Source organism: Tepidamorphus sp. 3E244 (assembly GCF_046159835.1).
Classification (GTDB): domain Bacteria; phylum Pseudomonadota; class Alphaproteobacteria; order Rhizobiales; family Tepidamorphaceae; genus JACKJK01.
Genome location: NZ_JBJXCY010000002.1, coordinates 842,039 through 867,500, shown reverse-complemented (window position 1 = coordinate 867,500; position 25,462 = coordinate 842,039). Strand labels below are relative to the sequence as shown.

Here is a 25,462-nt window from a genome sequence, read left to right as displayed (position 1 = left end):
TAGGCGCAGCGAAAGCGAGTCTGAACAGGGCGTTCAGTTCGTCGGACTAGACCCGAAACGAGGTGATCTAGCCATGGCCAGGCTGAAGGTGCAGTAACATGCACTGGAGGGCCGAACCCACGTCTGTTGAAAAAGACGGGGATGAGCTGTGGCTAGGGGTGAAAGGCCAATCAAACCTCGAGATAGCTGGTTTTCCGCGAAATCTATTTAGGTAGAGCGTCAGATGAATACTCCCGGGGGTAGAGCACTGGATGGGCTAGGGGTCCCCACAGGATTACCAAACCTAACCAAACTCCGAATACCGGGAAGTACTATCTGGCAGACACACTGCGGGTGCTAACGTCCGTAGTGGAGAGGGAAACAACCCTGATCGCCAGTTAAGGCCCCCAAGTTGTGGCTAAGTGGGAAAGGATGTGGAGATCCCAAAACAACCAGGATGTTGGCTTAGAAGCAGCCATCATTTAAAGAAAGCGTAACAGCTCACTGGTCTAAATAAGGGTTTCTGCGCCGAAAATGTAACGGGGCTCAAGCCACACGCCGAAACTGCGAGTGCACGCAAGTGCGCGGTAGCGGAACGTTCCGTAAGCCTGCGAAGGCGGACCCGTGAGGGCCGCTGGAGGTATCGGAAGTGCGAATGCTGACACGAGTAACGACAAGGAGTGTGAGAGACACTCCCGCCGAAAGTCCAAGGGTTCCTGCGCAACGCTAATCGGCGCAGGGTTAGCCGGCCCCTAAGGCGAGGGCGAAAGCCGTAGTCGATGGGAACCACGTTAATATTCGTGGGCCAGTGGAAGGTGACGAATTCCGTGTGTTGTCAGTCCTTATCGGATTGGATTGGCAGCGAAGGAGTTCCAGGAAATAGCCTCCACATTAGACCGTACCCTAAACCGACACAGGTGGACTGGTAGAGAATACCAAGGCGCTTGAGAGAACGATGCTGAAGGAACTCGGCAAATTGCTCCCGTAAGTTCGCGAGAAGGGAGCCTCTGCTTCGGGCAACCGGAGTGGAGGGGCACAGACCAGGGGGTGGCGACTGTTTACTAAAAACACAGGGCTCTGCGAAGCCGTAAGGCGACGTATAGGGTCTGACGCCTGCCCGGTGCCGGAAGGTTAAGAGGAGAGGTGCAAGCTTTGAATCGAAGCCCCGGTAAACGGCGGCCGTAACTATAACGGTCCTAAGGTAGCGAAATTCCTTGTCGGGTAAGTTCCGACCTGCACGAATGGCGTAACGACTTCCCCACTGTCTCCAGCATCGACTCAGTGAAACTGAATTCCCCGTGAAGATGCGGGGTAACTGCGGTCAGACGGAAAGACCCCGTGAACCTTTACTACAACTTTACTCTGGCATTCGTGTCGATATGTGTAGGATAGGTGGTAGACTATGAAGCCGTGGCGCCAGCTGCGGTGGAGTCATCCTTGAAATACCACCCTTAGCGATATGACTGTCTAACCGCGGCGTAACAGCGTCCGGGACCGAGTATGGTGGGTAGTTTGACTGGGGCGGTCGCCTCCCAAAGTGTAACGGAGGCGCGCGAAGGTAGGCTCAGGCTGGTCGGAAATCAGCCGCTGAGTGCAATGGCATAAGCCTGCCTGACTGCGAGACTGACAAGTCGAGCAGAGACGAAAGTCGGTCATAGTGATCCGGTGGTCCCGCGTGGAAGGGCCATCGCTCAACGGATAAAAGGTACTCCGGGGATAACAGGCTGATGACGCCCAAGAGTCCATATCGACGGCGTTGTTTGGCACCTCGATGTCGGCTCATCGCATCCTGGGGCTGGAGCAGGTCCCAAGGGTTTGGCTGTTCGCCAATTAAAGCGGTACGTGAGCTGGGTTTAGAACGTCGTGAGACAGTTCGGTCCCTATCTGCCGTGGTCGTAGGAGAATTGAGAGGATCTGTCCCTAGTACGAGAGGACCGGGATGGACGCACCTCTGGTGGACCTGTTGTCGCGCCAGCGGCATAGCAGGGTAGCTATGTGCGGGACGGATAACCGCTGAAGGCATCTAAGCGGGAAACCAGCCTCGAGATAAGTTCTCCCTTGAGAGCCGTGGAAGACCACCACGTTGATAGGCCGGGTGTGGAAGTGTGGCAACACATGAAGCTTACCGGTACTAATTGCTCGATTGGCTTGATCGTTCTCATTAATCTATGCCCATCCAAGTGGTGATCCTTGAGATCATTGCAGAGGATGGTGGCACTGGCGGAAGCCAGATAATCTTCACAAATTCGCTGTCTTTCGCCGGCCTGGTGGCTATGGCGGGGGGCCCCCACCCGATCCCATCCCGAACTCGGCCGTTAAACCCCCCAGCGCCGATGGTACTAAGTCCCAAGACTTGGAAGAGTAGGTCGTTGCCAGGCCTGCAAAAGACAGCGAGTTCTTCACGATATCCAGACAAGAAACCCCGCATCGGACTTGATTGCCGTCGCGGGGTTTTTCTTTTCCGGACTCTCGGACCTTGGCATTTTCGCCAACTGTTTGAAATTGCTCGGGAATGTTTCGTTTGCGCTTAATGTGCAGGGGTTGGCAATGCGTCAGCCAACTGTTACATCAGCGGTCCGGTCCAAGACCGGCACATCATTGGCGCGGGGTGGAGCAGCCCGGTAGCTCGTCAGGCTCATAACCTGAAGGTCGCAGGTTCAAATCCTGCCCCCGCAACCAACACAAGACCCGCCGCAAGGCGGGTTTTTTGCGTTTGGAGCCCCCTTTACCGGTCCAGACCCGTAACCGTGGGGCTCTCGGTCGCTTCATCTATCCTTCTCAGCCCGCATCATGCTCTAAGGTCAATGTCCGTTCTCGGCGAAATGCCGACGAGCTGACCGATTGCAACTGGATGGGACGACGTGAGCGACGCGAGATCTTCAAAATCGGCTGACAAGCCGCTGCGCCAGAACCCGCACGCGGTCCGCGAGAACCGGGAGAAGAACCTGGAAGTCGCGATCGGCCGGCAGGTGCGCGAGTTGCGCAAGCGCCAGCGCATGACCGGAAGCGAACTGGCAGTCCAGGCCGGGCTCTCGGTCGGGATGCTTTCCAAGATCGAGAATGGTGCAATTTCTCCCTCGCTTGCGACGATCCAGATGCTGGCCAACTCGCTTGGTGTCCCGCTGGTCCAGCTGTTCTCAGGCTACGAGGAAGCGCGCGGCTGCATGCACGTGAAATCTGGCGAGGGTGTGGAGGTCGAGCGCGCCGGCACCCGCGCCGGCCATCAATACACGCTGCTCGGCCATATCGGGTCGAACAATTCCGGTGTCGTCGTCGAGCCGTACCTCATTACGCTGGCGTCCGAGAGCGATCGATTCCCGGCGTTTCAGCACGGCGGCATCGAACTGCTCTACATGCTCGAGGGCACCGTGAACTATCGTCACGGCGACAAGCTGTACCTGCTTGAGCCCGGCGACACGCTTCTGTTTGATGCCGATGCGCCGCATGGCCCCGAAGAATTGCGGAGCCTGCCGATCCGCTATCTCTCGATCATCACGTACCCTCAAAAGGGCAGCTGAACAGTCGGCACCAGCGAGCCGCCATATTTCTCTGCAAGAATATAAATTGCTTGCAAGGAAAGTTTGTTTCCGTCACAAATGGCCCAACTCACTGGCTGTCCGTGAAGGAGCGAGAAGATGTGCGGCATCGTCGGCCTGTTCCTGAAGAAGGAAGAGCTGCAACCGCGTCTCGGCGACATGCTGACCGCGATGCTGGTCACCATGAGTGACCGCGGTCCCGACAGTGCGGGTATCGCTATCTACGGCAACCAGGGTGATGGACTGAAGATCACCGTCCAGTCCGACACGCCTGTGGAGACCTTCGACAATCTCGACAAAGATCTGTCAGACGCCATCGGTGCGACCGCGGTGATGCGGATCGTCGACACCCACGCGGTCATCACGATCCCGGCAGATGCGGAAACCGCGGCGGTCTCGTTTCTTGAGGATCGCGATATTCGTGTCATGGCGATCGGCAAGTCGATGGAAATCTACAAGGAAGTCGGCCTGCCGGGCGACGTCGCCGCGCGCTTTGGCCTGCGCGAGATGGCCGGAACCCACGGCATCGGCCATACGCGTATGGCCACCGAATCTGCGGTGACGACGCTCGGCGCACACCCGTTCTCGACCGCCAGCGACCAGTGCCTTGTGCATAACGGATCACTCTCCAACCACAACCAGATGCGGCGCAAACTTGCGCGCAAGGGCGTCGTCACAAAGACCGAGAACGACACGGAAGTGGGCGCTGCCTATATCTCGTCGCGCATCGCCGACGGCGCGACGCTGGGCGAGGCACTGGAAGGCACGCTTGAAGACCTCGACGGCTTCTTCACCTTCGTGACGGGGACCGAAAAGGGCATCGGCGTCGTGCGCGACCCGGTTGCCTGCAAGCCTGCCGTGATGGCGGAGACCGACGATTATGTTGCGTTCGCCAGCGAGTACCGCGCCTTCGCAGACCTGCCGGGGATCGAGCAGGCACGCGTCTGGGAGCCGGAGCCGGCGACCGTTTATTTCTGGGAGCGCTGAGCCATGCCGGTCATCAACATGGTCGAGGTCGGCTTGCGTGACACCAACGCGACCCTTCAGGCTGCGTGCGGCAACGAGCCGTGGACGCTGGAAAATCCGCGCGGCAGCCACGCGGTCGCCGTCGGGCTGGATGCGCCGATCAAGGTCACGGTGAACGGCTCCACTGGCTACTACTGCGCGGGCATGAACAAGCAGGCGACGGTGCATGTCACCGGGTCTGTTGGGCCGGGCGCTGCGGAAAACATGATGTCGGGCGAGGTCATCGTTGACGGTGATGCCAGCCAGTACGCGGGTGCCACGGGCCGCGGCGGGTTGCTCAACGTGAAGGGCAACGCATCCTCGCGCTGCGGCATATCGATGAAGGGCATCGACATCGTCGTTCACGGCAATATCGGCCACATGTCGGCCTTCATGGCGCAGAAGGGCAACCTCGTCGTGCTGGGGGATGCGGGTGATGCGCTGGGCGACAGCCTCTATGAGGCGCGGCTTTTCGTGCGCGGATCGGTGAAAAGCCTCGGCGCGGACTGCATCGAAAAGGAGATGCGGCCAGAGCATGTGGCGCTGCTGGAAACGCTGCTGGAGCGCGCCGGCGCCGATGCCAGGCCGGACGAGTTCAAGCGTTATGGCTCGGCCCGCAAGCTCTACAATTTCAACATCGATCACGCAGACGAATATTGAGGGCGGCCATGGACAAGACACCACAGACCGAGCCGCGCCAGTCCTGGACGTTTTCGCGCGAAATCAATTCGGAGATCCGCCGCGCCGCGGCAACCGGCATCTACGATATACGCGGGGGCGGTGCGAAGCGGCGCGTGCCGCACTTCGACGACCTGCTGTTTCTCGGCGCGTCGGTTTCGCGCTATCCGCTGGAGGGCTACCGCGAGAAGTGCGAGACGTCGGTGACGCTCGGGACCCGGTTTGCCAGGAAACCCATTGAGCTGAAAATCCCGATCACCATCGCCGGCATGTCCTTCGGCGCGCTGTCAGGCCCGGCCAAGGAGGCGCTCGGGCGCGGCGCGACGCTGGCCGGTACGTCCACCACCACCGGCGACGGCGGCATGACGGAGGAAGAACGCGGGCATTCGGAAAAGCTTGTCTACCAGTACCTGCCGTCGCGCTACGGCATGAACCCGGATGACCTGCGCCGGGCCGATGCCATCGAGATCGTCGTTGGCCAGGGCGCCAAGCCCGGCGGCGGCGGCATGCTGCTTGGCCAGAAGATCACCGAGCGAGTCGCCGGCATGCGCGACCTGCCGCAAGGCATCGACCAGCGGTCGGCCTGCCGCCACCCGGACTGGACCGGGCCGGACGACCTTGAAATCAAGATCCTCGAGCTGCGCGAGATCACCGGATGGGAGAAGCCCATCTACGTGAAGATCGGCGGCGCGCGGCCCTATTACGACACGGCGCTGGCGGTGAAGGCCGGCGCGGATGTCGTGGTGCTCGACGGCATGCAGGGCGGCACGGCTGCGACGCAGGACGTGTTCATCGAGCATGTCGGCCAGCCAACGCTGGCCTGCATTCGCCCGGCGGTTCGCGCTCTCCAGGAACTGGGCATGCACCGCGAGGTGCAGCTCGTCGTGTCCGGCGGCATCCGCTCTGGCGCGGACGTTGCCAAGGCGCTGGCGCTCGGCGCGGATGCGGTTGCCATCGGAACGGCGGCGCTGATCGCGCTCGGCGACAACGATCCGAGTTGGGAAGCGGAATACCAGGCGCTTGGCTCCACGACCGGTGCCTATGACGACTGGCACGAGGGGCGGGACCCGGCGGGCATCACCACGCAGGACCCGGAACTGATGAAGCGGCTGGACCCGGTCGCGGGTGGTCGCCGGCTTCGCAACTATCTCAATGTGATGACGCTGGAATGCCAGACGCTGGCGCGCGCCTGCGGCAAGAGCCACGTGCACAATCTCGAACCCGAAGACCTGTGCGCGCTAACGATGGAAGCAGCCGCCATGGCGCAAGTGCCGCTCGCCGGCACCGACTGGTACCCGGGCAAGCCCGGATTCTGAATTGGGGGCAGACCGTGCTTACCCCTGGGGAAGGGTGAAGCACGGTTTCACGCAGGGACGAGAGGACGGAGAAGATGAGCAAGCTTGCAGCTTTCGCGAAAGAGACCGGCGTGAAGTATTTCATGGTCTCCTATACCGACCTGTTCGGCGGGCAGCGGGCGAAGCTCGTTCCGGCGCAGGCCATCGCCGACATGGAGAGCGACGGCGCGGGCTTTGCCGGCTTTGCAACATGGCTCGACATGACGCCCGCCCACCCGGACATGCTGGCGGTGCCGGACCCGGATGCCGCGGTCCAGCTTCCCTGGAAGCCGGAGGTCGCGTGGGTTCCGGCCAATTGCGTGATGGAGGGCGATGCCGTCGGCCAGGCCCCGCGCAACGTGCTGCGCGAGATGGTTTCCAAGGCCGACGAGGCCGGGTTGCGGATGAAGACCGGCGTGGAAGCCGAGTTCTTCCTGCTGACGCCGGAAGGCGACAGGATTTCCGACCCATACGATACCGCCGCCAAGCCCTGCTACGATCAGCAGGCGGTGATGCGGCGCTACGATGTCATCGCCGAAATCTGCAACTACATGCTGGATCTCGGCTGGGGGCCGTACCAGAACGACCACGAGGACGCGAACGGCCAGTTCGAGATGAACTGGGAGTTCGACGATGCGCTGGTGACTGCCGACCGGCACAGCTTCTTCAAGTTTATGGTGAAATCGGTCGCGGAAAAGCACGGCTACCGCGCGACCTTCATGCCCAAGCCGATCGAGGGGCTGACCGGCAACGGCTGCCACGTGCACGTCTCGGTCTGGGACCGGGATGGCAAGACGAATGCCTTCGAGGACATGGACATGGAGCTGGGCCTGTCGGACCAGGGCCGCAACTTCCTCGGCGGCATCATGCAGCATGCCGAGGCGCTGGCCGCCATCACCAACCCGACGGTGAATTCCTACAAGCGCATCAATGCGCCGCGCACGATTTCCGGCGCGACATGGGCGCCCAATACCGTCACTTGGACCGGCAACAACCGGACCCACATGGTGCGCGTGCCGGGCCCCGGCCGGTTCGAACTTCGCCTCGCCGACGGCGCGGCAAACCCGTACCTGCTGCAGGCGATCATCATCGCGGCGGGCCTCTCCGGCCTGCGCTCCAAGGCGGACCCCGGCCAGCGCCACGACATCGACATGTATGCCGAGGGGCACCTGGTGAAGGACGCGCCGCGCCTGCCGCTCAACATGCTCGACGCGATCCGCGCGTTCGACGCGGACGACGAACTCAAGGGCATCCTCGGCACGGAGTTCTCCGCCAGCTACGCCAAGATGAAGATGCAGGAGTGGAACTCGTTCGTGTCGCATTTCTCCAAGTGGGAACGCGAGCACACGCTCGATATCTGAGGCTTCCGGGTTCCATGCGCTTTTCGGGTCTGCGTCTGCTCAAGGAGGCCGTCACCGGGCACAAGGGTTGGCAGCCGCTGTGGCGCGATCCGGAGTCGCAGGAGGCGTATGACTTCGTCATCGTTGGCGGCGGCGGGCATGGTCTCGCGACGGCCTATTACCTCGCCAGCCATTTCGGGAAGTCGCGCATCGCGGTGCTGGAAAAGGGCTGGCTCGGCTCCGGCAATATAGGCCGCAACACGACGATCATCCGGTCCAACTACCTGCTGCCGGGCAACCAGCCGTTCTACGAGTTCTCGATGAAGCTCTGGGAAGGGCTTGAGCAGGAATTGAACTTCAACGCGATGGTTTCCCAGCGCGGCATTCTCAACATCATCCACACCGATGCGCAGCGCGACGCATACCGGCGGCGCGGCAATGCCATGCGCCTGTCCGGCGCGGACGCGCAACTGCTGAACCGGGACGAACTGCGCGAGATGGCGCCGTTCCTGAACTACGAGCACGCCCGCTTTCCCATCAAGGGGGCGCTGTTGCAGGCGCGCGCCGGAACCGCGCGTCACGATGGCGTTGCGTGGGGATATGCGCGCGGGGCGGACAGCCACGGCGTCGACCTGATCCAGAATTGCGAGGTGACGGGCTTTCGCATGGAAGGCGGGCGCGTGACCGGCGTCGAGACGACACGCGGGGTGATCGGCGCGGGCAAGGTGGGCGTCGCGGTTGCCGGGTCCTCCAGCCGCGTCATGGCGATGGCGGGACTTCGGCTTCCCATCGAAAGCCACGTGCTGCAGGCCTTCGTCTCCGAGGGGCTGAAGCCCACCATTCCCGGCGTCATCACTTTCGGCGCGGGGCACTTTTACATCAGCCAGTCCGACAAGGGCGGCCTCGTCTTCGGCGGCGATATCGACGGCTACAATTCCTACGCCCAGCGCGGCAACCTGCCGGTGGTGGAGGATGTCGCGGAGGGGGCGATGGCGCTGATGCCGATGATCGGCCGCGCGCGCCTGCTGCGCAGCTGGGGCGGCATCATGGATATGTCGATAGACGGATCGCCAATCATCGACCGCACGCCGGTCGACGGTCTCTATCTTAACGCCGGCTGGTGCTATGGCGGCTTCAAGGCGACGCCCGCCAGCGGGTTTGCGTTTGCGCACCTGCTGGCGACCGGTGAGCCGCACGACGTGGCGACAGCCTACCGGCTCGACCGTTTCGCGCGCGGGCACCTGATCGACGAGCGCGGCGCTGGTGCGCAGCCGAACCTGCACTGAGGCGCGCGCCATGCTCATCCCCCATCCCCTGCTTGGCCCGCGCGACGCCCGCGAGTTCACCTATCTGGGTGACGCGAGCCTGCTCGCGCGTCCCGACCCGGACGGCGACAATGCGCTGGCCTCGTTTCAGGATTACGTCTTCCTGCGCGACAACCCAGCCGGGGTGCATCGCGAATTGTGGTTCCACGAGCAGGGCGACCGCAGCTGGCTGGTGGTGACCCGCAACACGGTGACGCATGAGATCCTCGGTGCGGAACTGGCCGGCGACGTCGCGCTGGCGCGCCTGCCCGGAGCGGCCACATGACCCGCATTTCCGGCGGCCTCATCGACCGCGACAAGGCGCTGTCGTTCACCTTCGACGGGAAAGCCCATACCGGCCACCCGGGCGATACGCTGGCCTCGGCCCTGCTTGCCAACGGCGTGCAACTCATGGGCCGCAGCTTCAAGTATCACCGGCCGCGCGGTGTGTTGTCCGCCGGCTCCGAGGAGCCGAATGCGCTCGTCGAACTGCGCGAGGGTGCGCGCCGCGAACCCAATACGCGCGCCACGGTTGCCGAACTGCATGACGGCCTTGTCGCCAATTCGCAGAACAGGCTAGGCAGTCTTTCCTTCGATGCGCTGGCGGTGAACGATTTGCTGTCGCCCCTGCTGGCTGCCGGCTTCTACTACAAGACGTTCATGTGGCCGCGCGCCTTTTGGGAAAAGCTCTACGAGCCGATGATCCGCCGGGCCGCCGGTCTGGGGCGGCTGTCGATGGAGCCGGACCCGGACGCCTATGACAGCGGCTTCCTGCATTGCGACGTGCTGGTCATCGGCGGCGGTGCCGCCGGGCTTGCAGCGGCGCTGACGGCGGCGCGGTCTGGTGCGCAGGTGATCCTGGCGGATGAGGATTTCCGGCTCGGCGGGCGGTTGCTGGCCGAAAGCCATGAACTGGATAGCGGGCCGGCGGCGGACTGGGTGGCAACCGTCGAGGCTGATCTTCAGGCCGCGCCGAATGTGCGCATCCTGAAGCGCACGACCGTCTTCGGGGTCTACGACCACGGCATCTACGGTGCTGTCGAGCGGGTCTCCGATCACCTTGCCGATCCGTCTGGCAGCGTGCGCCAGACCCTGTGGCGGATCACGGCGAAACGCGCGGTTCTGGCGGCAGGCGCGACCGAGCGGCACATTCCCTTCGCGGACAATGACAGGCCGGGCATCATGCTCGCTGGTGCCGTGCGCGCCTACGCCAACCGCTGGGCGGTGGTGCCGGTGAAGCACGCGGGCGACGCGGTTGCGATCTTCACCAACAACGATGACGGGCACCGCACGGCGGTCGATCTCGTGGCGCGCGACGTGCCGGTCGCCGGTGTGATCGACACCCGGCAAGACGCGCCAAGGTTTGGCGATTACCCGGTCTTCGCCGGTGCGCGTGTGACCGCCACCAAGGGGCGGTTGGGTCTGCGCGCGATCAAGGTCGAGCATGGGGTAAAAAGCGAGTGGATCGACTGCGGCGCGCTCGGCGTCGCCGGCGGATGGAACCCAAATGTGCATCTCTCCTCGCACCTTCGCAGCCGACCTGTGTGGGACGAGGAATTGCTGGCGCTCGTTCCCGGCAGCGGCGGGCCGAATGGTTTGCTGTCTGCCGGTGGGTGCGCGGGGCGCGGCGGGCTTTCGGATGCGCTCGCCGATGGTGCGCGCGCTGCGACGGTTGCGCTAACCGATCTCGACATTAAGCCGGCGAAATTGGTGTTGCCCCAAGCGGACGACAGCCCGTCTGTCGTGTCCGAATTCTGGCACGTGCCAGGCAAGCGCCGCGCTTGGGTCGATTTCCAGAACGACGTCACGGTGAAGGACATCGCGCTGGCGCATCAGGAGAACATGTCGCCGGTCGAACACCTGAAGCGCTGGACGACGCTCGGCATGGCAACCGACCAGGGCCGCACGTCGAACGTCACCGCGCTGGCCGTGATGGCGGAGCTGACGGGCAAGACCATTGCCGAGACCGGGGCGACGACCTTCCGCCCGCCCTATACCGGTGTCTCCATCTCGGTGCTCGGCGGTGGCGACACGGGGCCGCATTTCCGACCGACGCGCCTGACGCCGACGCATCACTGGGCCAAGGCGCGCAATGCGGTCTTCGTCGAAGCCGGACAATGGCTGCGCGCGCAATACTTCCCGCAAGAGGACGAGTCTCACTGGCGCGAGAGTGTCGATCGCGAGGCGCTGGCGGTGCGGTCGGGCGTCGGGCTTTGCGATGTGACGACGCTCGGCAAGATCGACGTGCAGGGCCGCGACGCGGCGGAATTCCTCAACCGGGTCTACGCCAACGCGATGGCGAGCCTGAAGGTCGGGCGCGTGCGCTACGGGCTGATGCTGCGCGAGGACGGCTACGCCTATGACGACGGCACCTGCGCGCGGCTTGGCGAGACGCACTACGTCGTCACCACGACCACGGCCAATGCGGGGCTTGTCTACCGCAACATGGAATTCGCGCGACAGTGCCTGTGGCCTGATCTCGACGTGCACCTGATCTCGACAACGGATGCCTGGGCGCAGATCGCGGTTGCCGGTCCTGCCTCGCGTGACTTGCTCGCCCGCGTTGTGGACGGGTTCGACCTCGGCAACGAGGCCTTTCCCTTCATGGCCTGTGCGGTGCTCACCATCTGCGGCGGGCTTCGGGCGCGGCTTTTCCGCATCTCGTTTTCCGGCGAACTGGCCTACGAAATCGCCGTGCCAACCCGCTACGGCCATGCGCTCATGGACCGGCTGATGAGCCTCGGGGAAGACCTTGGCGCGACGCCCTACGGAACCGAAGCACTGAGCGTGCTGCGCATCGAGAAGGGGCATGTCGCTGGTGGCGAGATGAACGGCCAGACCACGGCATCCATGCTTGGTCTCGGCAAGATGGTCTCTGCGAAGAAGGATTCCATCGGCGCTGTGATGTCGCGGCGCGAAGGGCTGGCTGAAGACGCGCGGCGGCTCGTCGGGCTGGTGCCGGAAGGGCGTGCCGACACGGTCATCGCCGGGTCGCACCTGTTTGCAGACGGTGTCGCGCAGTCGCTTGAAACCGACGAAGGCTGGATCACGTCAGCGTGCCATTCGCCGCATCTCGACAGTGCTATCGGGCTGGGGCTGCTGGAACGCGGAGCGGAACGCCACGGCGAGGTCATCGTTGCTGCAAACCCGTTGGAAGCGAGCTGGTCGCGGCTTCGCGTCGTCTCCCCGCACTTTGTCGACCCGGAGGGAGCGCGGCTCCATGACTGATCTCCTGCCCATGTCGGCGCTCGGTTCCCGGGAGCTGCTCATGGAAGCGCATGGTGACCTGACCATCCGCGAGGTGACTGACGTTGCGCTCGCCTCGGTGGCGATTTCCCGCGACGTGGCGTTGCCGCAGCCGTTCGGGCTGATGCTGCCTGGTCCCGGCAGCCATGTCAGCCAGGGCGGCATCAGCGCGGTCTGGACAGGCCAGCGGCAATGGATGATCGCGGCGGCGGGTGAAGCGGAGACGGATTTCGCCGCGCGCCTGTACGCCGAGGTCCCCGTCGCTGCGGTGACGGAGCAGACGGACGGCTGGGTTGTACTGGATGTCGAGAGCAGCGCCGGTGACGCCGCAATTCATCACCTGCTGGAGCGGCTGGTGAATATCGATCCGCGCTCCTTCGGGCCGGGGTCCGCAACGCGCACCGGGCTGGAGCACATGGGCGTCATCGTTGTGCGTTCAGCGGCGAATCGCGTGGCGATCTGGGGCATGCGGTCTGCGGCGGGAACGCTGTGGCACGCGGTGAGCGTGGCGGCGCGCCGCCTTGCAGGGCCCGCGACCGCCGACTGATTGCGAGACAAAGACAGGTTTTCCCGGATTTTCGTATTTCGATGGAACTTGCGCGCGACCGCGACGTTCTTTTCGACGCATGCGAGAAGGTGAATATGTCTGATAAATCAAAACTCGAACAACCCATCGTGCGCGTGTCGCCCTCCAGCGGGCCGGGAAGCCCGGAGGTCATCGGTATTTACGAACCGGACACCGGCTCAATCCAGTATGTCTGCGCCGACCCTGCCACGAAGAAAGCCGCGCTGATCGACGTCGTTTGGAACTTCGATCCGAAGTCCTATGCGACCGATACCAGCAGCATCGAGCAGGTACTCGGCCTCGTTGCGGAGAAGGGCTACGAGGTGGAATGGGTGCTCGACACCCACCCCCACGCGGACCACTTCATGGCCTCGGCCCGACTGGCTGAGCTGACCGGCGCGCCAAACGCCATCGGCGAGAAGGTGCGCGAGATCGCGCAGCTCTGGCGCGACTACTACAACATGCCCGACGCCTTCGACGTCGACCGCGATTTCAGCCGGTTGTTTGCCGACGGCGACACGTTCCGCATCGGCGACCTCGACGTGCGGGTGATGCTTTCGGCCGGCCACACGCTCGGCTCCATCACCTATGTCTGCGGTGATGCGGCCTTCGTGCACGACACGTTCATGTATCCCGACAAGGGCACCTCGCGCGGCGACTTCCCCGGCGGCTCGACGGAGGAATTGTGGGATTCGCTGCAGGCGATCCTGGAGCTCCCCGGCGAGACTCGGCTCAATGTCGGCCACGATTACGGCAGCGATGAGCGTGACGAACCGATGTGGGAAGCGACCGTCGCCGAGCACCGCGCAAACAACGTCCACATGAAGGACGGCACGAAGCGCGAGGACTACATCGCCCGGCGCGAGAAGCGCGACGCAACGCTGTCGTTGCCTGAACGGATGCTGGCCGCGCTGCAGGTGAACCTGCGCGCCGGAAAGCTGCCCGAGGCCGAGAGCGACGGGCACCACTACCTGAAACTCCCCCTGAACAAGTTTTGAAAGGATCAGACCGTGGCAAAGAGCATGAAGGACATGGTTTCGGATGCCGAAGCCAAGGTTGAGAAGGTCTCGCCGCATGACGCAAGGACACACGCCGCCAATGGCGACGTGATCCTCGACGTGCGCGAGGCGAAGGAACTGGAGAACGACGGACGGATCAGCGGTTCGCTGCACGTTCCGCGTGGTGTGCTGGAAGCGAAAGCCTGCGTGGATTCCGAGGCCAAGGACAGCGACCTGTGCGAGGCGCGCGACAAGGGCCGGGTGCACGTGCTGTGCGCGTCCGGCGCGCGCGCGACGCTGGCCGCTGATACGCTCCAGCAGATGGGCTACAAGTCCACGGTGATCGAGGGTGGGCTGAAGGGTTGGAAGGACGCCGGTCTCGACGTCTCGTAAGGTGGGTTGTGCCTGGCCGATCTCAACCCGAGCGCTTCAGGCGAAGCTGGAAATAGCTGGTGCCGTCGATCACGAATTCGATGGTGAGGTCGCCGCCCATGGCACGCATGATTGCGCGGCTGATGGGCAGGCCAAGGCCGGTTCCGTATTCGAGGAAGGCTTCCTGCCCGCGCGCGAATTTCTCGAAGACGACGCTCGCCTCCTCGCGGCTCACGCCGCCGCCATTGTCGATGACATCGATGAGGACGGCATCGCCGCTGTTGTCGGCGCGGATGTAGATCTCCGGTTCGTCGGAGCGGTTGTACTTCACCGCGTTGGACAGGAGATTGATGAGCACCTGCCGCAGGCGGTCGGGATTGGCCAGCACCTCGACGTCTTCGGGGATGGTGCCGAGGCGCACGTCGACGTCCAGCTTCTGGATCATGCCGGAGACGGAATCGAGCGCCTTGGAGATGGCGTTCTTCAGGTTGACCGGAACGACCGTCAGCTTGGCTGCGCCGGATTCCAGCCGGCTGATGTCGAGGATTTCATCGAGCAGCCGCGTCAGCCGCACACTCTCTTCCTGGATGATGGTGACGAACTTGCGCCGCTCGGCGTCCTTCAGGTCTTCGGTATCCAGCAGGATTTCCGAAAACGAGCGGATGGAGGTCATGGGCGTGCGAAGCTCGTGGCTGACCTGGCTGAGGAAATCGTCCTTTTGCGCATCCAGTGATTGCAGCCGCTCGTTGGCGGAGCGCAGTTGCTCGGCGGCGCGCTCCAACTCGGCGGACTTGTCCGCCAGTTGCCGCGTCGTCTCGATCAGGCGCTGGCTTTCATCGGCAATCGAGAACAGTTCCGCCGTTCCGGCCGACTGGCGACCCGCGATCCGGGTGACGATGGCATGGGCGGATGCAGCGCCAATGGAGCCGGACAGTTCGCGCTCAAGCCGGGCGATGACGGTGTCGGTGGGGTCGGGCAAACCGCCCGTTGCTCCCTGCGCTCGGGCGAGATCATCAAACAGGCGCCGCGCCGGCTCGGTGCCAAGAATTCGCTGTGCGAGAATGTACAGGTCTTCCGACTGCGCGGCGCTGCGCTCGAACCCGGACGGTGCACCACCGGAGCGGTAGACATCGACGAAAATGGCCGCCTGCAGCTGCTCGATGCCGCCGGGCTGGGTGAGCGACGACACCACCACGAAGACCAGCACGTTGATGCCGAGACTCCAGATCACGGCGTGGACCAGCGGGTCCAGACCGGTCATGCCGAACAGGGCGTGCGGGCGCAGCCACGACAAGCCGAAATAGCCGTCGGAAATGGTCTGCGGCGTCAGCAGGAAGTCGCCGCCAAAACTCGGCAGGTAGAGCGTCAGTGCCCAGAGTGTGAAGCCGACCACCAGCCCCGAGATGGCGCCGATCCGGTTCGCGCCGCGCCAGAACAGGCCGCCCATCAGGCTGGGCAGGAACTGGGCGACGCCGACGAATGCAATGAGCCCGATGGAGGCCAGCGCCTTCGACCCGCCGGAAAACCAGAAATGCAGGAACCCGAGGCCCAGGATGCCGGCGATGGACAGGCGGCGCGAAAACAGCACCAGCGAGCGCACGTCGCCGCTGACCGCCTGCCGCGCGGCCAGCATCCTGAGCGCAATGGGCGTGACAATGTGGTTGGAGACCATGGTCGAGACGGCAATCGCCGCGACGATCACCATCGAGGTCGCAGATGAAAACCCGCCGAGGAAGGCGAGCATCGCCAACAGGTCGCGGTCCTGCGACAGCGGCAGCGTGAGGACAAAGAGATCCGGGTTCGCGCCGGCGGGCATGACCTTCAGGCCGACGAGCGCGATGGGCAGGGTGAAGAGCGACATGCCGACGAGGTAGGCCGGGAACAGCCACGAGGCGGTGGCGAGGTGGCGCTCCTCGATGTTCTCCACGACGGTGACCTGGAACTGGCGCGGCAGGCAGATGATCGCGGTCGCGGACAGGAATGTGAGCACCACCCAGCGGATTCCGAAGATGCCGTTCTCGCCGTAGATCGCCTCAGCCGGCACATCGCGGAACACGTCACGGAAGCCGTCCGAAAGGCCATAGGTCGCGTAGATGCCGACGGCCAGAAGTGCAACCAGTTTGACGATGGCCTCCAGCGCGATGGCCGCGACGACGCCGTGGTGGCGCTCGTTGGCGTCGAGGTTTCGCGTGCCAAAGATGATCGCGAACACGCTCATGCCGGCAGCGACCCAGAAGGCGGTGGCCGTCTCGCTGGCTTCGGTCGCGATGACACGGTAGCTGCTGGTGACCGACTGGAGCTGCAACGCGATGTAGGGTGTGGTCGCCACCACCGCGATGAGCGTCACCAGCACGGCGAGCCCGGAGCTCTTGCCATAGCGCGAGGAAATCAGGTCGGCGATGGAGGTGATGCGGTTGGCCCGGCCGATGCGCACCAGCTTGCGCAACAGCCACCACCAGCCGATGAAGACCAGCGTGGGCCCGAGATAGATGGTGACAAATTCCAGCCCGTTGCGCGCTGCCGAACCGACGGCGCCGTAGAAGGTCCACGAGGTGCAGTAGACCGAGATGGACAGCGTGTAGATGACGGGTGACTGCAGCCAGCCGATGCGCCGGCGGCGCGTTCGCCGGTCAACGACGAACGCCACCAGGAACAGCATGAAGACGTAGAGCAGGCTCGCCAGGAAGAGCAGGTTGACGGAGAGCATCACCCGTCCCCTTCCGGCGTCTCACCCGTTTCGGCTGGTTCATCGGCTCGCGCCAGCGGACCGGCGATCGCGGCGGCTGCGACGACGAGGCCGATCCAGACGGCGAAGATGTAGAAGACGGGCAGCGGGATGCCGGCGAACTGCGTGTCCATCAGGGCGGCACGCGCGAAGGGCGGCATGAACAGGACGATGCCGATCAGCAGGAGAATCGCCGCACGGTCGCGGGTCTTCCGGTTCGAGATCAGGCGCTCGATGCCCTGTGGCATGGCGGGCCGTCAGCCGCCGGAAACCGCCTGTCGCCCCGAGACGAGAGATTCGACGGCAGCGACGATTTCCTTGTTGGAAAACGGCTTGGTGATGAAGAGATCGGCGCCGCTTTCCATGGCGGTGTCGCGGTCCTCGCGCTGGCCCTTGGCCGTCAGCATGACGACGGGCAGCGATTTGCAGCGCGCATCGGCGCGCAGCTGGCGCAGAATTTCGTAGCCGTCCATGCTCGGTAGCATGACGTCGAGGATCAGGACATCCGGAACGTTGGCCAATGCCGCGTCGAGGGCATTGCGGCCATCCGGCTCCACCGTCACGTCGAAACCAGCCCGCTCCAGCAGGAAGGACAGGGACTCGACGATATTCGGTTCATCTTCGGCCACGAGCACTGTTTTTTTCATTGGCAGGGTCTCCTCCGGCTCGTGGGCCTATTTGAGTCCAATTGCGTGCAATACACAATGGATACCAAAGGGGAAGCACCGAGCGGCGCTGTGTTCGCACGCAGATTGCGCCGCTGCGTCACGACAGCGGGTCCTCGACCCGGTGGGCGCAGTTGCGCCGCGGGCACAGGCGGCAGCTCAGGCCCACCTCTTCCAGCACGGCGGTGGGGGCCGGCGCGTAGACGGTGCGGGCGGCATCCGCCTCGCTCATCACCAGCATGTCGGTGCGGTAATTGCGCGGGCGGCCGAAGCCCGCCTGCCCGAAATGGTGAGCGCGGGCGACGAGAACGAAACGCTTGCCGGAGGGAAACACCGTGCGCTGCGCGATGACGTGCTCGGGCGATTGCTGGGCACGGTAGAGCACCCAGAGCGGACAGGCGGCCGCATATCGTGGCAGCGACAATCCCTCCAGCGGCAGCATGTCGAGAATCGTGCCGGCAGCGTTGGCCCGGATATAGCCAAAGGAAGGCAGCGCGTCTGATTTCGGCAGGGCGGTGAGGCGCGAACAGACCGACTGAACGTCAAGAAAGTAGAATTCCGCCAGACGCTCCACGTCGAATCGATGGGCCAGCGCCTGGTCGGCAAAGGTTTCAGCCGGCATGAGCACCGATGCCAGCGCGTAGTCATGGAGTTTCTCGCGGGCCCGGCGTTTCGCAGCCGCCGTCATGTCCGGGTCATGGCGGGTGATGATGTCTTCCAGAACCGGTGAAAGCTTCTCTCTCACCACGGCCTCGGCCTGCGTACGGCGGGTGCCGGGTTGCGCGCTCATGGCTGTCAGGGCGGTGCTTGCCTCGCGCTCGATCTCCTCGAAATGGTTGCCGTGTCGGTTGAACAGCGCCTCGACCTCGTCGATCGGGGTCAGGACGGGGCTCGCCTCTTCGGCACGGTGGAGATAGGCCGCCAGCGCCTCGCCAACCTCGGCCAGCGTGCGGCTCTCCTCCTGCACCACGGCGTTGAACCGGTTGCGCCGATCTTCGGGCAGGTCGTCATACTCGACCAGAATGTCGGCGGCAGAGCGCACGGATGCGATGCGGGTCAGCATCCGGTGAACGGTTTCGGCAAGAAACGGATCATTGGACAACCGGTCAGACAGCGTGCTTGCGCGCTGGTCGGACATCTGAAGCGCGGCGGCAAGGCGGCCGATGGCATCCGACCAGCCGGGGAATCGGCCGATCAGTTCGCCGGTGCGCGAGCTTTCCACGTTCGCTCCACCCAGGGCCGGCAGATGCGCCACTTCCAGCAGCGTCTCGCGCAACCGGCGCTCCATGGCGCCGCCGAGATCGGCATTGGCGACGTTCAGCGCGGTGGCGATCTTGCCCAGCAGCACCGGCGACACCGGCCGTTTGTTCCATTCGATGAGGTTCAGGTAGGAGGCGGAGATGCCAATCCGCTCGGCGAGTTCACGCTGCGAGAGGCCGGAATCGCGCCGTGTCTGCCGGATGCGGGTGCCGGTAATGGCAGTTTCCATAGGGCAAGGATTAGGTTCCGCAATCTGCGATGTAAAGACTTTACAGTTATATTGCGCTGCAAAATCCAGAATTTACAAAAAAGACCAATGGGACTAATGGGTTATTGAAAGATTGACCCAGAGGCGGGTATGACCGCCTTGGGTTGAAGTGCCGCCACCTTATGACGGTGGAGAACCAAAAAGGTCGGCACGGCCCACTGCTCAATGGGAGGAACCACATGAGCAAACTGATCTTGAACCGCCGTCGGCTGCTCAAGTCGACCGCGGCGGCCGGTGTCGTGCTGGCTACTCCGACGATCTTCACAAGCCGCTCCTGGGGCTACACGAACGAGCCGACCGGCTCGAGCGTGACCCTCGGGTTCAACGTTCCGCAGACCGGTCCTTACGCCGATGAAGGCGCCGACGAGCTTCTCGCGCAGCAGCTCGCCGTCGAGCATCTCAACGGCGAAGGTGATGGCGGCTGCCTGCAGACCTTCTCGTCGAAGGTTCTGAAGGGCAACGGCATCCTCGGCAAGAAGGTCGCCTATGTCACCGGCGACACCCAGACCAAGTCCGACGCCGCGCGCGCCGCTGCCAAGTCCATGATCGAAAAGGACGGTGCGGTGATGATCAACGGCGGCTCGTCCTCGGGCGTGGCCGTTGCCGTGCAGGGCCTGTGCCAGGAAGCCGGCGTCATCTTCATGGCCGGCCTGACGCACTCCAACGACACGACCGGCAAGGACCGCAAGGCGAACGGTTTCCGCCACTTCTTCAACGCCTACATGTCGGCCGCAGCGCTGGCTCCGGTGCTTGAGAAGGAACTCGGCAAGGACCGCAAGGCCTACCACCTGACGGCCGACTACACCTGGGGCTGGACCCAGGAAGAGTCGATCGTCGCTTCTACGGAAGCCCTGGGCTGGGAGACGGTCAGCACCGTGAAGACCCCGCTCGCCTCGACGGACTTCTCGTCCTACATCACGCCGGTTCTGAACTCTGGTGCCGACGTGCTCGTCCTGAACCATTACGGCGGGAACATGGTCAACTCGCTGACCAACGCCGTGGAGGGCTTCGACCTCCTGTCCAAGCAGGTCAACGGCAAGGACTTCAAGATCATCGTTCCGCTGTACTCCGAACTGATGGCTGCCGGTGCCGGCGAGAACATCAAGGGCGTGCTTGGCTCGATGAACTACAACTGGCAGCTCGACAACGAAGGCTCCAAGGCGTTCGTGAAGTCGTTCGGCGAGAAGTACGGCAAGCCGCCGTCCAACTCGGCACAGACCTGCTACGCGCAGGTTCTGCTCTACGCCGATGCGGTGGAGCGCGCCGGGTCGTTCAACCCGTGTGCGGTGGCCGAAGCCCTCGAAGGCTTCGAGTTCGACGGCCTGGGCAACGGCAAGACGCTGTACCGTGCCGAAGACCACCAGTGCTTCAAGGACGTTCTGGTCGTGCGTGGCGCCGCCAATCCGACCAGCGCCTACGACACGCTTGAAATCGTCGAAGTCACGCCGGTCGAGCAGGTCACCTATCCGCCGGATCATCCGATGTTCGGCGGTGCGGAAGCCTCTCTGGGCGAGTGCAACGAAGGCGCTTAACAGCACCTGCAAAATCGAAAAGGCGGGACCGCGCGAGTTCGCACGGTTCCGCCCCCTAACTCCCGGGCCCGCACGGGCCCGACTGATTTGACCTGCTTGGGCTGAGTTGGGACATGGACGCTTTTCTGCTTCAAATTCTGAACGGTCTGGACAAGGGTGCGGCATACGCACTCATTGCGCTTGGACTGACACTGATCTTCGGCACGCTCGGGGTGGTGAACTTCGCGCACGGCGCGCTGTTCATGATCGGCGCGTTCTGCGCGGTCCTGCTCCAGCAGGTGCTGAACCTCAGCACGATTTCAATCGACGAGACGCGAACCGACTTCCTCGGCAATCCGCTCAAGGTCGAGACACCCTACGTGGAAACCTGGTTCGGACCGGAGGTTGGCGCCTCCATCATCGACTGGTCGGTGCCATTGGCGATCCTGCTTGCCATACCCGTGATGCTGGCCATTGGGCTCATCATGGAGCGCGGTCTCATCAAGCACTTCTACAAGCGCCCGCACGCGGACCAGATCCTCGTGACGTTCGGCCTCGCGATCGTGCTGCAGGAGATCATTAAGTACTTCTACGGCGCGAACCCGATCCCGACGCCGGCCCCCGACCAGCTGACAGGTGCCTATGACCTGGGCGTGCTGTTCGGCTTCGAAGCGAACCGCATCATCTATCCCTACTGGCGAATGATCTATTTCGCCTTCTCGATCCTGGTGATCGTGTCGGTCTTCGCCTTCCTGCAATTCACCACCTTCGGCATGGTCGTGCGCGCCGGCATGGCGGACCGCGAAACGGTCGGCATCCTCGGCATCGACATCGACAAGCGCTTCTCGATCATGTTCGGGGTCGCGGCTGCGGTGGCGGGGCTTGCCGGGGTGATGTACGCGCCGATCAACCCGCCGAACTACCATATGGGCATGGACTTCCTCGTCCTGTCGTTCGTCGTGGTCGTGGTCGGCGGCATGGGGTCGTTGAGCGGGGCGGTCCTGGCCGGCTTCGTGCTGGGTATCCTCGAAAGCCTGGCCTCGACGACCTGGGCCACAACCACCATTCCCGGCATCAACCAGATCATCATCTATCTGGTCGCCATCATTGTCCTGCTGACCCGCCCGCGTGGGCTGATGGGCCGCAAGGGCGTGATGGAGGAGTAGGCACATGTTCGGACTCAACAAGAAAGACACGACGCTCTTCCTCATCGTCACCGTCCTGGTGGTCTTCGCGCCGTTCTTCCTGAACCCGTTCCCGGCGGATTCCGGCCTCGCGCAATTCAACGCGGGCTACCCGGACCTGATGCAGAAGTTCGTGATCTTCGGCATCTTCGCCATCGGCTTCAACATTCTCTTCGGACTAACCGGCTATCTCTCGTTCGGACATGCCGCCTTCCTCGGCGTGGGGTCGTATTCCTGCGTGTGGATGTTCAAGCTGCTGGGCTACAACGTGATTCCCGGCATCCTTCTCGCCATCGTGGTCTCGGCGGTGTTTGCACTGCTGATCGGCCTGGTCAGCCTGCGGCGGTCGGGCATCTACTTCTCGATCCTGACACTCGCGTTCGCGCAGATGAGCTTTGCGCTCGCCTACTCGGTGCTGTCGAATCCGAGCTTCAACCTCACCAATGGCGAAACCGGCCTGCAGGTCTATTCCAACGATCCGCAGATATTCCACGGGCTGGGCGATCCGAACTTTCCGCACCTGTTCGGCCTCTCGCTGCGCGAGACGGAAACGCTGAATCTCGGCGCCTGGGCATTCCAGTTCAACGTCGGCTACTACATGTGCGCCTTCATCATGCTGATCGCGTTCTTCGTCATGATCCGCATCTTCCGCTCGCCCTTCGGCATGATGCTGCGGGCGGTGAAGTCGAACCAGCAGCGCATGAACTACACCGGCCTGAACTCTCGCCCCTACACGCTGGCTGCCTTCGTCATCTCCGGCATGTATGCCGGGCTTGCGGGCGGGCTGCTGTCGGCGGTCGACCCGCTGGCGGGTGCCGAGCGCATGCAGTGGACGGCGTCCGGTGAAGTGGTGCTGATGACAATTCTCGGCGGCGCGGGAACCCTGATCGGACCGATCCTGGGGGCCGGGCTCATCAAGTACTCCGAGAACATCTTCTCCAAGATCAACGGCTCGGTGCTGCATCAGTGGTTCTCCTTCCTGCCCGACGGCCTGGAGGACTTCATCGTCGCCATCATCTACCCGTTCGTGGGCAAGGGCTGGCACCTGACGCTCGGCCTGCTGTTCATGCTCGTGGTCATCTTCCTGCCGGGCGGTCTCGTCGAGGGCGGGCAGCGCATCGGTCGTCTGTTCCGCCGCCGCGACCGCAACAGCTCGGACGCCGAACTCGATGCGGCGAACCAGCGCCAGGCAGCCGCCGAATAGGGATTGGGAACATGGGAATCCTTGAAGTCAAAGGCGTGAACAAGAACTTCGGTGGCCTGAAGGCGCTCGACGAGGTCAATCTCGAGGTCGAGCAGGGCACCGTTCACGCGATCATCGGGCCGAACGGCGCGGGCAAGTCGACCCTTCTGAACTGCCTCATCGGACGGCTCAAGCCGGATACCGGGACCGTGCTCTACGAGGGCAAGCCGCTGCTGGCGCGCAGCCCCCACGAGATCAACCAAGCCGGTATCAGCCGGGTTTTCCAGACGCCGGAAATCTTCGCCGACCAGACATTGCTGGAGAACGTGATGATCCCTGCCTTCGCGCGGCGTGACGGTTCGTTCGCGATGAAGGCCTGGAACTCGGTGTCCGGCGAAGGCGAGCTTCGCGACAAGGCTCTCGCCATGCTGGAAGATGTCGGCCTGAAGGAAAAGGCACACGTGGTCGCGGGCCAGCTTTCGCGCGGCGACAAGCGCCGGCTGGAGCTTGCCATGTGCCTCGTGCAGGAGCCGAAGCTGCTGCTGCTCGATGAACCGACGGCGGGCATGGCGCGGGCCGACACCAACAACACGATCGACCTGATGAAGCGTATCGGCCAGACCGGCATCACCATGGTCGTCATCGAACACGACATGCACGTGGTGTTCTCGCTGGCACAGAAGATTTCCGTGCTCGCGCAGGGCACGGTGATCGTCGAAGACCTGCCGGAGAACATCAAGGGCAACCCGAAGGTGCAGGAAGCCTATCTCGGCGGCGCACACCTTTAGGCCACGGGCAAACTCGCGGGAATTTTGAGGGCATCCATGGAAACGCAGACCAAGAGCGAGACCCTGCTGGGCGACAACCAGCACCAGGGCAAGGCGCCCGGCAAGAAGCCGGTGCTCAACCAGGGCGGTCAGCCGGCGTTCTTCTCGTGCTGGGACGTGCACGCCTATTACGGTGAGAGCTACATCGTCCAGGGCGTCAGCTTCGATGTTCGCGAAGGCGAGATCGTTGCGCTGCTCGGTCGCAACGGCGCGGGCAAGACCTCGACGCTTCGCTCCATCGCGCGCGTCGGCACGCCGGAACTGCGCCACGGCGAGATCTGGCTTGACCACAAGCCGGTGCACAAGATGAAGGCCTTCGAGGCAGCCCGCATCGGCATCGGCCTCGTGCCGGAAGACCGGCGCATCATCGCCGGCCTGACGGTGGAGGAAAACCTCGAGCTGGCGCAGATCGTCGAGCCGACCGGCTGGTCCATCGAGCGTATCTACGAACTGTTTCCCCGTCTTGGCGAACGCCGCCAGCAGGAGGGAATCACGCTTTCGGGCGGCGAGCAGCAGATGCTTGCCATCGGGCGGACTCTGGCGCGCGACGTTAAGCTGCTGCTTCTCGACGAGCCGTATGAAGGACTCGCGCCTGTCATCGTGCAGGAAATCGAGAAGACGCTTGAGCAGATCAAGACGCTCGGCATGACCACGATCATCGTGGAGCAGAATGCCATCGCGGCGCTGCACCTGGCCGACCGCGCGATCATCCTCGACATGGGCCAGGTCGTGTTCGACGGCAAGGCGCAGGAGGTTCTCGACAACGCGGATCTCCGCCAGCAGTACCTGGCGATCTGACGGCTGCCTGAAAAGGGGCGGGCCAATGACGGACAAGGACAAGGAGCGCTCGACGCTTGCGCTCTCCACCAAGCTGGAAGAGGACTTCGTCGGTCCACTGACGGCCATTCGTGGTGCGCTCGAAATCCTTGCCGACCATCCCGAACTGAACGACGCGGAGCGAAACCGCTTCGTCTCCACGGCACTGAAGAGTTGCCGCCACCTGGAGCAGGCCGTCAGCGAACTTGCCGATTCCGTCTATGACGCGGCCAAGGCGGGCGGCATTGCCTCTGGCGGTGGTGCGGACCGGCCAGACGGGCCGGAGACGCCTGGGGCGTATGCCGAGCGCATCACGCTGCACGACGACACCGACATCATGGAACTCGATTTCAGCGAGCTGGTCTTCGACAGCCCCGAGACCGTGAACGCGGTGTTCGATGCAGTGGAAGACCAGGTGCGGACCTCCGCGAAGCGCTGGTACTTCATCATCAATTTCGAGCATTGCCGCATCTGGCCGGAGGCCTGGATCGCCTATGCACATCGCGGCAAGAAGCTGCGCATCCAGGGCTCGCACGCGGTCGTGCGCTACGCGTCGGACGAAACCACGGGCAGCAATTCCGCCGACGAAGCGCGTGTCGCAACGCGCGAAGCAGCCTTCGAACTCATCGCTGAAATGAAGACTGCCACCTGAGCGAGCGTTAACGC

21 protein-coding genes, 1 tRNA gene and 2 rRNA genes (1 of these 24 only partly in view) are annotated in these 25,462 nt (G+C 63.5%); 20 read left to right on the top strand and 4 right to left on the bottom strand.

The annotated features are described in order from the left end of the window. The 14 genes from ACKTEK_RS12890 to ACKTEK_RS12825 all read left to right on the top strand — a co-directional run. Nucleotides 1-2,135, top strand: a 23S ribosomal RNA gene (locus tag ACKTEK_RS12890); it begins 599 nt to the left of the window's first position. Between the two features lie 107 nt (nt 2,136-2,242). Continuing rightward, nucleotides 2,243-2,357: ribosomal RNA gene (rrf, locus tag ACKTEK_RS12885) — 5S ribosomal RNA — on the top strand. Between the two features lie 224 nt (nt 2,358-2,581). Continuing rightward, nucleotides 2,582-2,658, top strand: a tRNA-Met gene (locus ACKTEK_RS12880). Between the two features lie 182 nt (nt 2,659-2,840). Next, a complete protein-coding gene (locus tag ACKTEK_RS12875; RefSeq protein ID WP_409165703.1) occupies nt 2,841-3,497 on the top strand; it encodes a helix-turn-helix domain-containing protein in 657 nt (218 codons plus the stop codon). 117 nt (nt 3,498-3,614) lie between these two features. Next, the gene (locus ACKTEK_RS12870) at nt 3,615-4,502 is read left to right on the top strand and encodes a class II glutamine amidotransferase (protein WP_409165702.1); all 888 of its coding nucleotides are present in this window, start codon (nt 3,615-3,617) and stop codon (nt 4,500-4,502) included. A 3-nt stretch (nt 4,503-4,505) separates the two neighbouring features. Further along, nucleotides 4,506-5,180: a protein GlxC gene (locus ACKTEK_RS12865; RefSeq protein WP_409165701.1), complete on the top strand. Its 675-nt coding sequence runs from the start codon at nt 4,506-4,508 to the stop codon at nt 5,178-5,180. Nucleotides 5,181-5,188: 8 nt separating this feature from the next. Continuing rightward, nucleotides 5,189-6,514, top strand: coding sequence for an FMN-binding glutamate synthase family protein (locus ACKTEK_RS12860; RefSeq protein WP_409165700.1), 1,326 nt, complete (start codon nt 5,189-5,191; stop codon nt 6,512-6,514). A gap of 74 nt (nt 6,515-6,588) precedes the next feature. After that, entirely contained in the window at nt 6,589-7,893 is a 1,305-nt protein-coding gene (gene glnT, locus ACKTEK_RS12855; protein WP_409165699.1) for a type III glutamate--ammonia ligase, read from the top strand. Nucleotides 7,894-7,907: 14 nt separating this feature from the next. Beyond that, nucleotides 7,908-9,158, top strand: a complete 1,251-nt coding sequence (locus tag ACKTEK_RS12850) for a sarcosine oxidase subunit beta family protein (RefSeq protein WP_409165698.1) — start codon at nt 7,908-7,910, stop codon at nt 9,156-9,158. Between the two features lie 10 nt (nt 9,159-9,168). After that, complete coding sequence (locus tag ACKTEK_RS12845; RefSeq protein ID WP_409165697.1) at nt 9,169-9,462, top strand: sarcosine oxidase subunit delta; 294 nt, start codon at nt 9,169-9,171, stop codon at nt 9,460-9,462. Then, nucleotides 9,459-12,404, top strand: coding sequence for a sarcosine oxidase subunit alpha family protein (locus ACKTEK_RS12840; protein WP_409165696.1), 2,946 nt, complete (start codon nt 9,459-9,461; stop codon nt 12,402-12,404). Before ACKTEK_RS12845 ends, ACKTEK_RS12840 begins: the two co-directional genes overlap by 4 nt. After that, on the top strand, nt 12,397-12,969 hold the full coding sequence (locus ACKTEK_RS12835) for a sarcosine oxidase subunit gamma (RefSeq protein ID WP_409165695.1): 573 nt from the start codon (nt 12,397-12,399) through the stop codon (nt 12,967-12,969). Before ACKTEK_RS12840 ends, ACKTEK_RS12835 begins: the two co-directional genes overlap by 8 nt. Nucleotides 12,970-13,064: 95 nt before the next feature. Next, nucleotides 13,065-13,985: an MBL fold metallo-hydrolase gene (locus ACKTEK_RS12830; protein WP_409165694.1), complete on the top strand. Its 921-nt coding sequence runs from the start codon at nt 13,065-13,067 to the stop codon at nt 13,983-13,985. A gap of 12 nt (nt 13,986-13,997) precedes the next feature. Next, on the top strand, nt 13,998-14,378 hold the full coding sequence (locus tag ACKTEK_RS12825; protein ID WP_409165693.1) for a rhodanese-like domain-containing protein: 381 nt from the start codon (nt 13,998-14,000) through the stop codon (nt 14,376-14,378). Nucleotides 14,379-14,400: 22 nt separating this feature from the next. On the opposite strand, the gene ACKTEK_RS12820 is transcribed toward ACKTEK_RS12825, so the two are convergent. The 4 genes from ACKTEK_RS12820 to ACKTEK_RS12805 form a co-directional block, all read right to left on the bottom strand. Next, entirely contained in the window at nt 14,401-17,064 is a 2,664-nt protein-coding gene (locus tag ACKTEK_RS12820; protein WP_409165692.1) for an ATP-binding protein, read from the bottom strand. Further along, a complete protein-coding gene (locus tag ACKTEK_RS12815; RefSeq protein ID WP_409165691.1) occupies nt 17,064-17,330 on the bottom strand; it encodes a hypothetical protein in 267 nt (88 codons plus the stop codon). Before ACKTEK_RS12815 ends, ACKTEK_RS12820 begins: the two co-directional genes overlap by 1 nt. A 9-nt stretch (nt 17,331-17,339) precedes the next feature. Then, complete coding sequence (locus tag ACKTEK_RS12810) at nt 17,340-17,729, bottom strand: response regulator transcription factor (RefSeq protein WP_409165690.1); 390 nt, start codon at nt 17,727-17,729, stop codon at nt 17,340-17,342. A 118-nt stretch (nt 17,730-17,847) separates the two neighbouring features. After that, a complete protein-coding gene (locus tag ACKTEK_RS12805; RefSeq protein WP_409165689.1) occupies nt 17,848-19,236 on the bottom strand; it encodes a short-chain fatty acyl-CoA regulator family protein in 1,389 nt (462 codons plus the stop codon). A 218-nt stretch (nt 19,237-19,454) separates the two neighbouring features. Here ACKTEK_RS12805 and ACKTEK_RS12800 point away from each other — a divergent pair, with 218 nt between their 5' ends. The 6 genes from ACKTEK_RS12800 to ACKTEK_RS12775 all read left to right on the top strand — a co-directional run bounded on the left by ACKTEK_RS12800 (nt 19,455) and on the right by ACKTEK_RS12775 (nt 25,448). Further along, a complete protein-coding gene (locus ACKTEK_RS12800) occupies nt 19,455-20,807 on the top strand; it encodes a substrate-binding protein (protein WP_409165688.1) in 1,353 nt (450 codons plus the stop codon). 113 nt (nt 20,808-20,920) lie between these two features. After that, on the top strand, nt 20,921-21,952 hold the full coding sequence (locus tag ACKTEK_RS12795; protein ID WP_409165687.1) for a branched-chain amino acid ABC transporter permease: 1,032 nt from the start codon (nt 20,921-20,923) through the stop codon (nt 21,950-21,952). A 4-nt stretch (nt 21,953-21,956) separates the two neighbouring features. Further along, nucleotides 21,957-23,174, top strand: a complete 1,218-nt coding sequence (locus tag ACKTEK_RS12790; RefSeq protein WP_409165686.1) for a branched-chain amino acid ABC transporter permease — start codon at nt 21,957-21,959, stop codon at nt 23,172-23,174. An 11-nt stretch (nt 23,175-23,185) separates the two neighbouring features. Further along, nucleotides 23,186-23,941, top strand: coding sequence for an ABC transporter ATP-binding protein (locus ACKTEK_RS12785; RefSeq protein WP_409165685.1), 756 nt, complete (start codon nt 23,186-23,188; stop codon nt 23,939-23,941). Nucleotides 23,942-23,977: 36 nt separating this feature from the next. Beyond that, nucleotides 23,978-24,778, top strand: a complete 801-nt coding sequence (locus ACKTEK_RS12780; protein ID WP_409165684.1) for an ABC transporter ATP-binding protein — start codon at nt 23,978-23,980, stop codon at nt 24,776-24,778. A 25-nt stretch (nt 24,779-24,803) separates the two neighbouring features. Beyond that, the gene (locus ACKTEK_RS12775; RefSeq protein WP_409165683.1) at nt 24,804-25,448 is read left to right on the top strand and encodes a hypothetical protein; all 645 of its coding nucleotides are present in this window, start codon (nt 24,804-24,806) and stop codon (nt 25,446-25,448) included. The last annotated feature ends 14 nt before the right edge of the window (nt 25,449-25,462 follow it).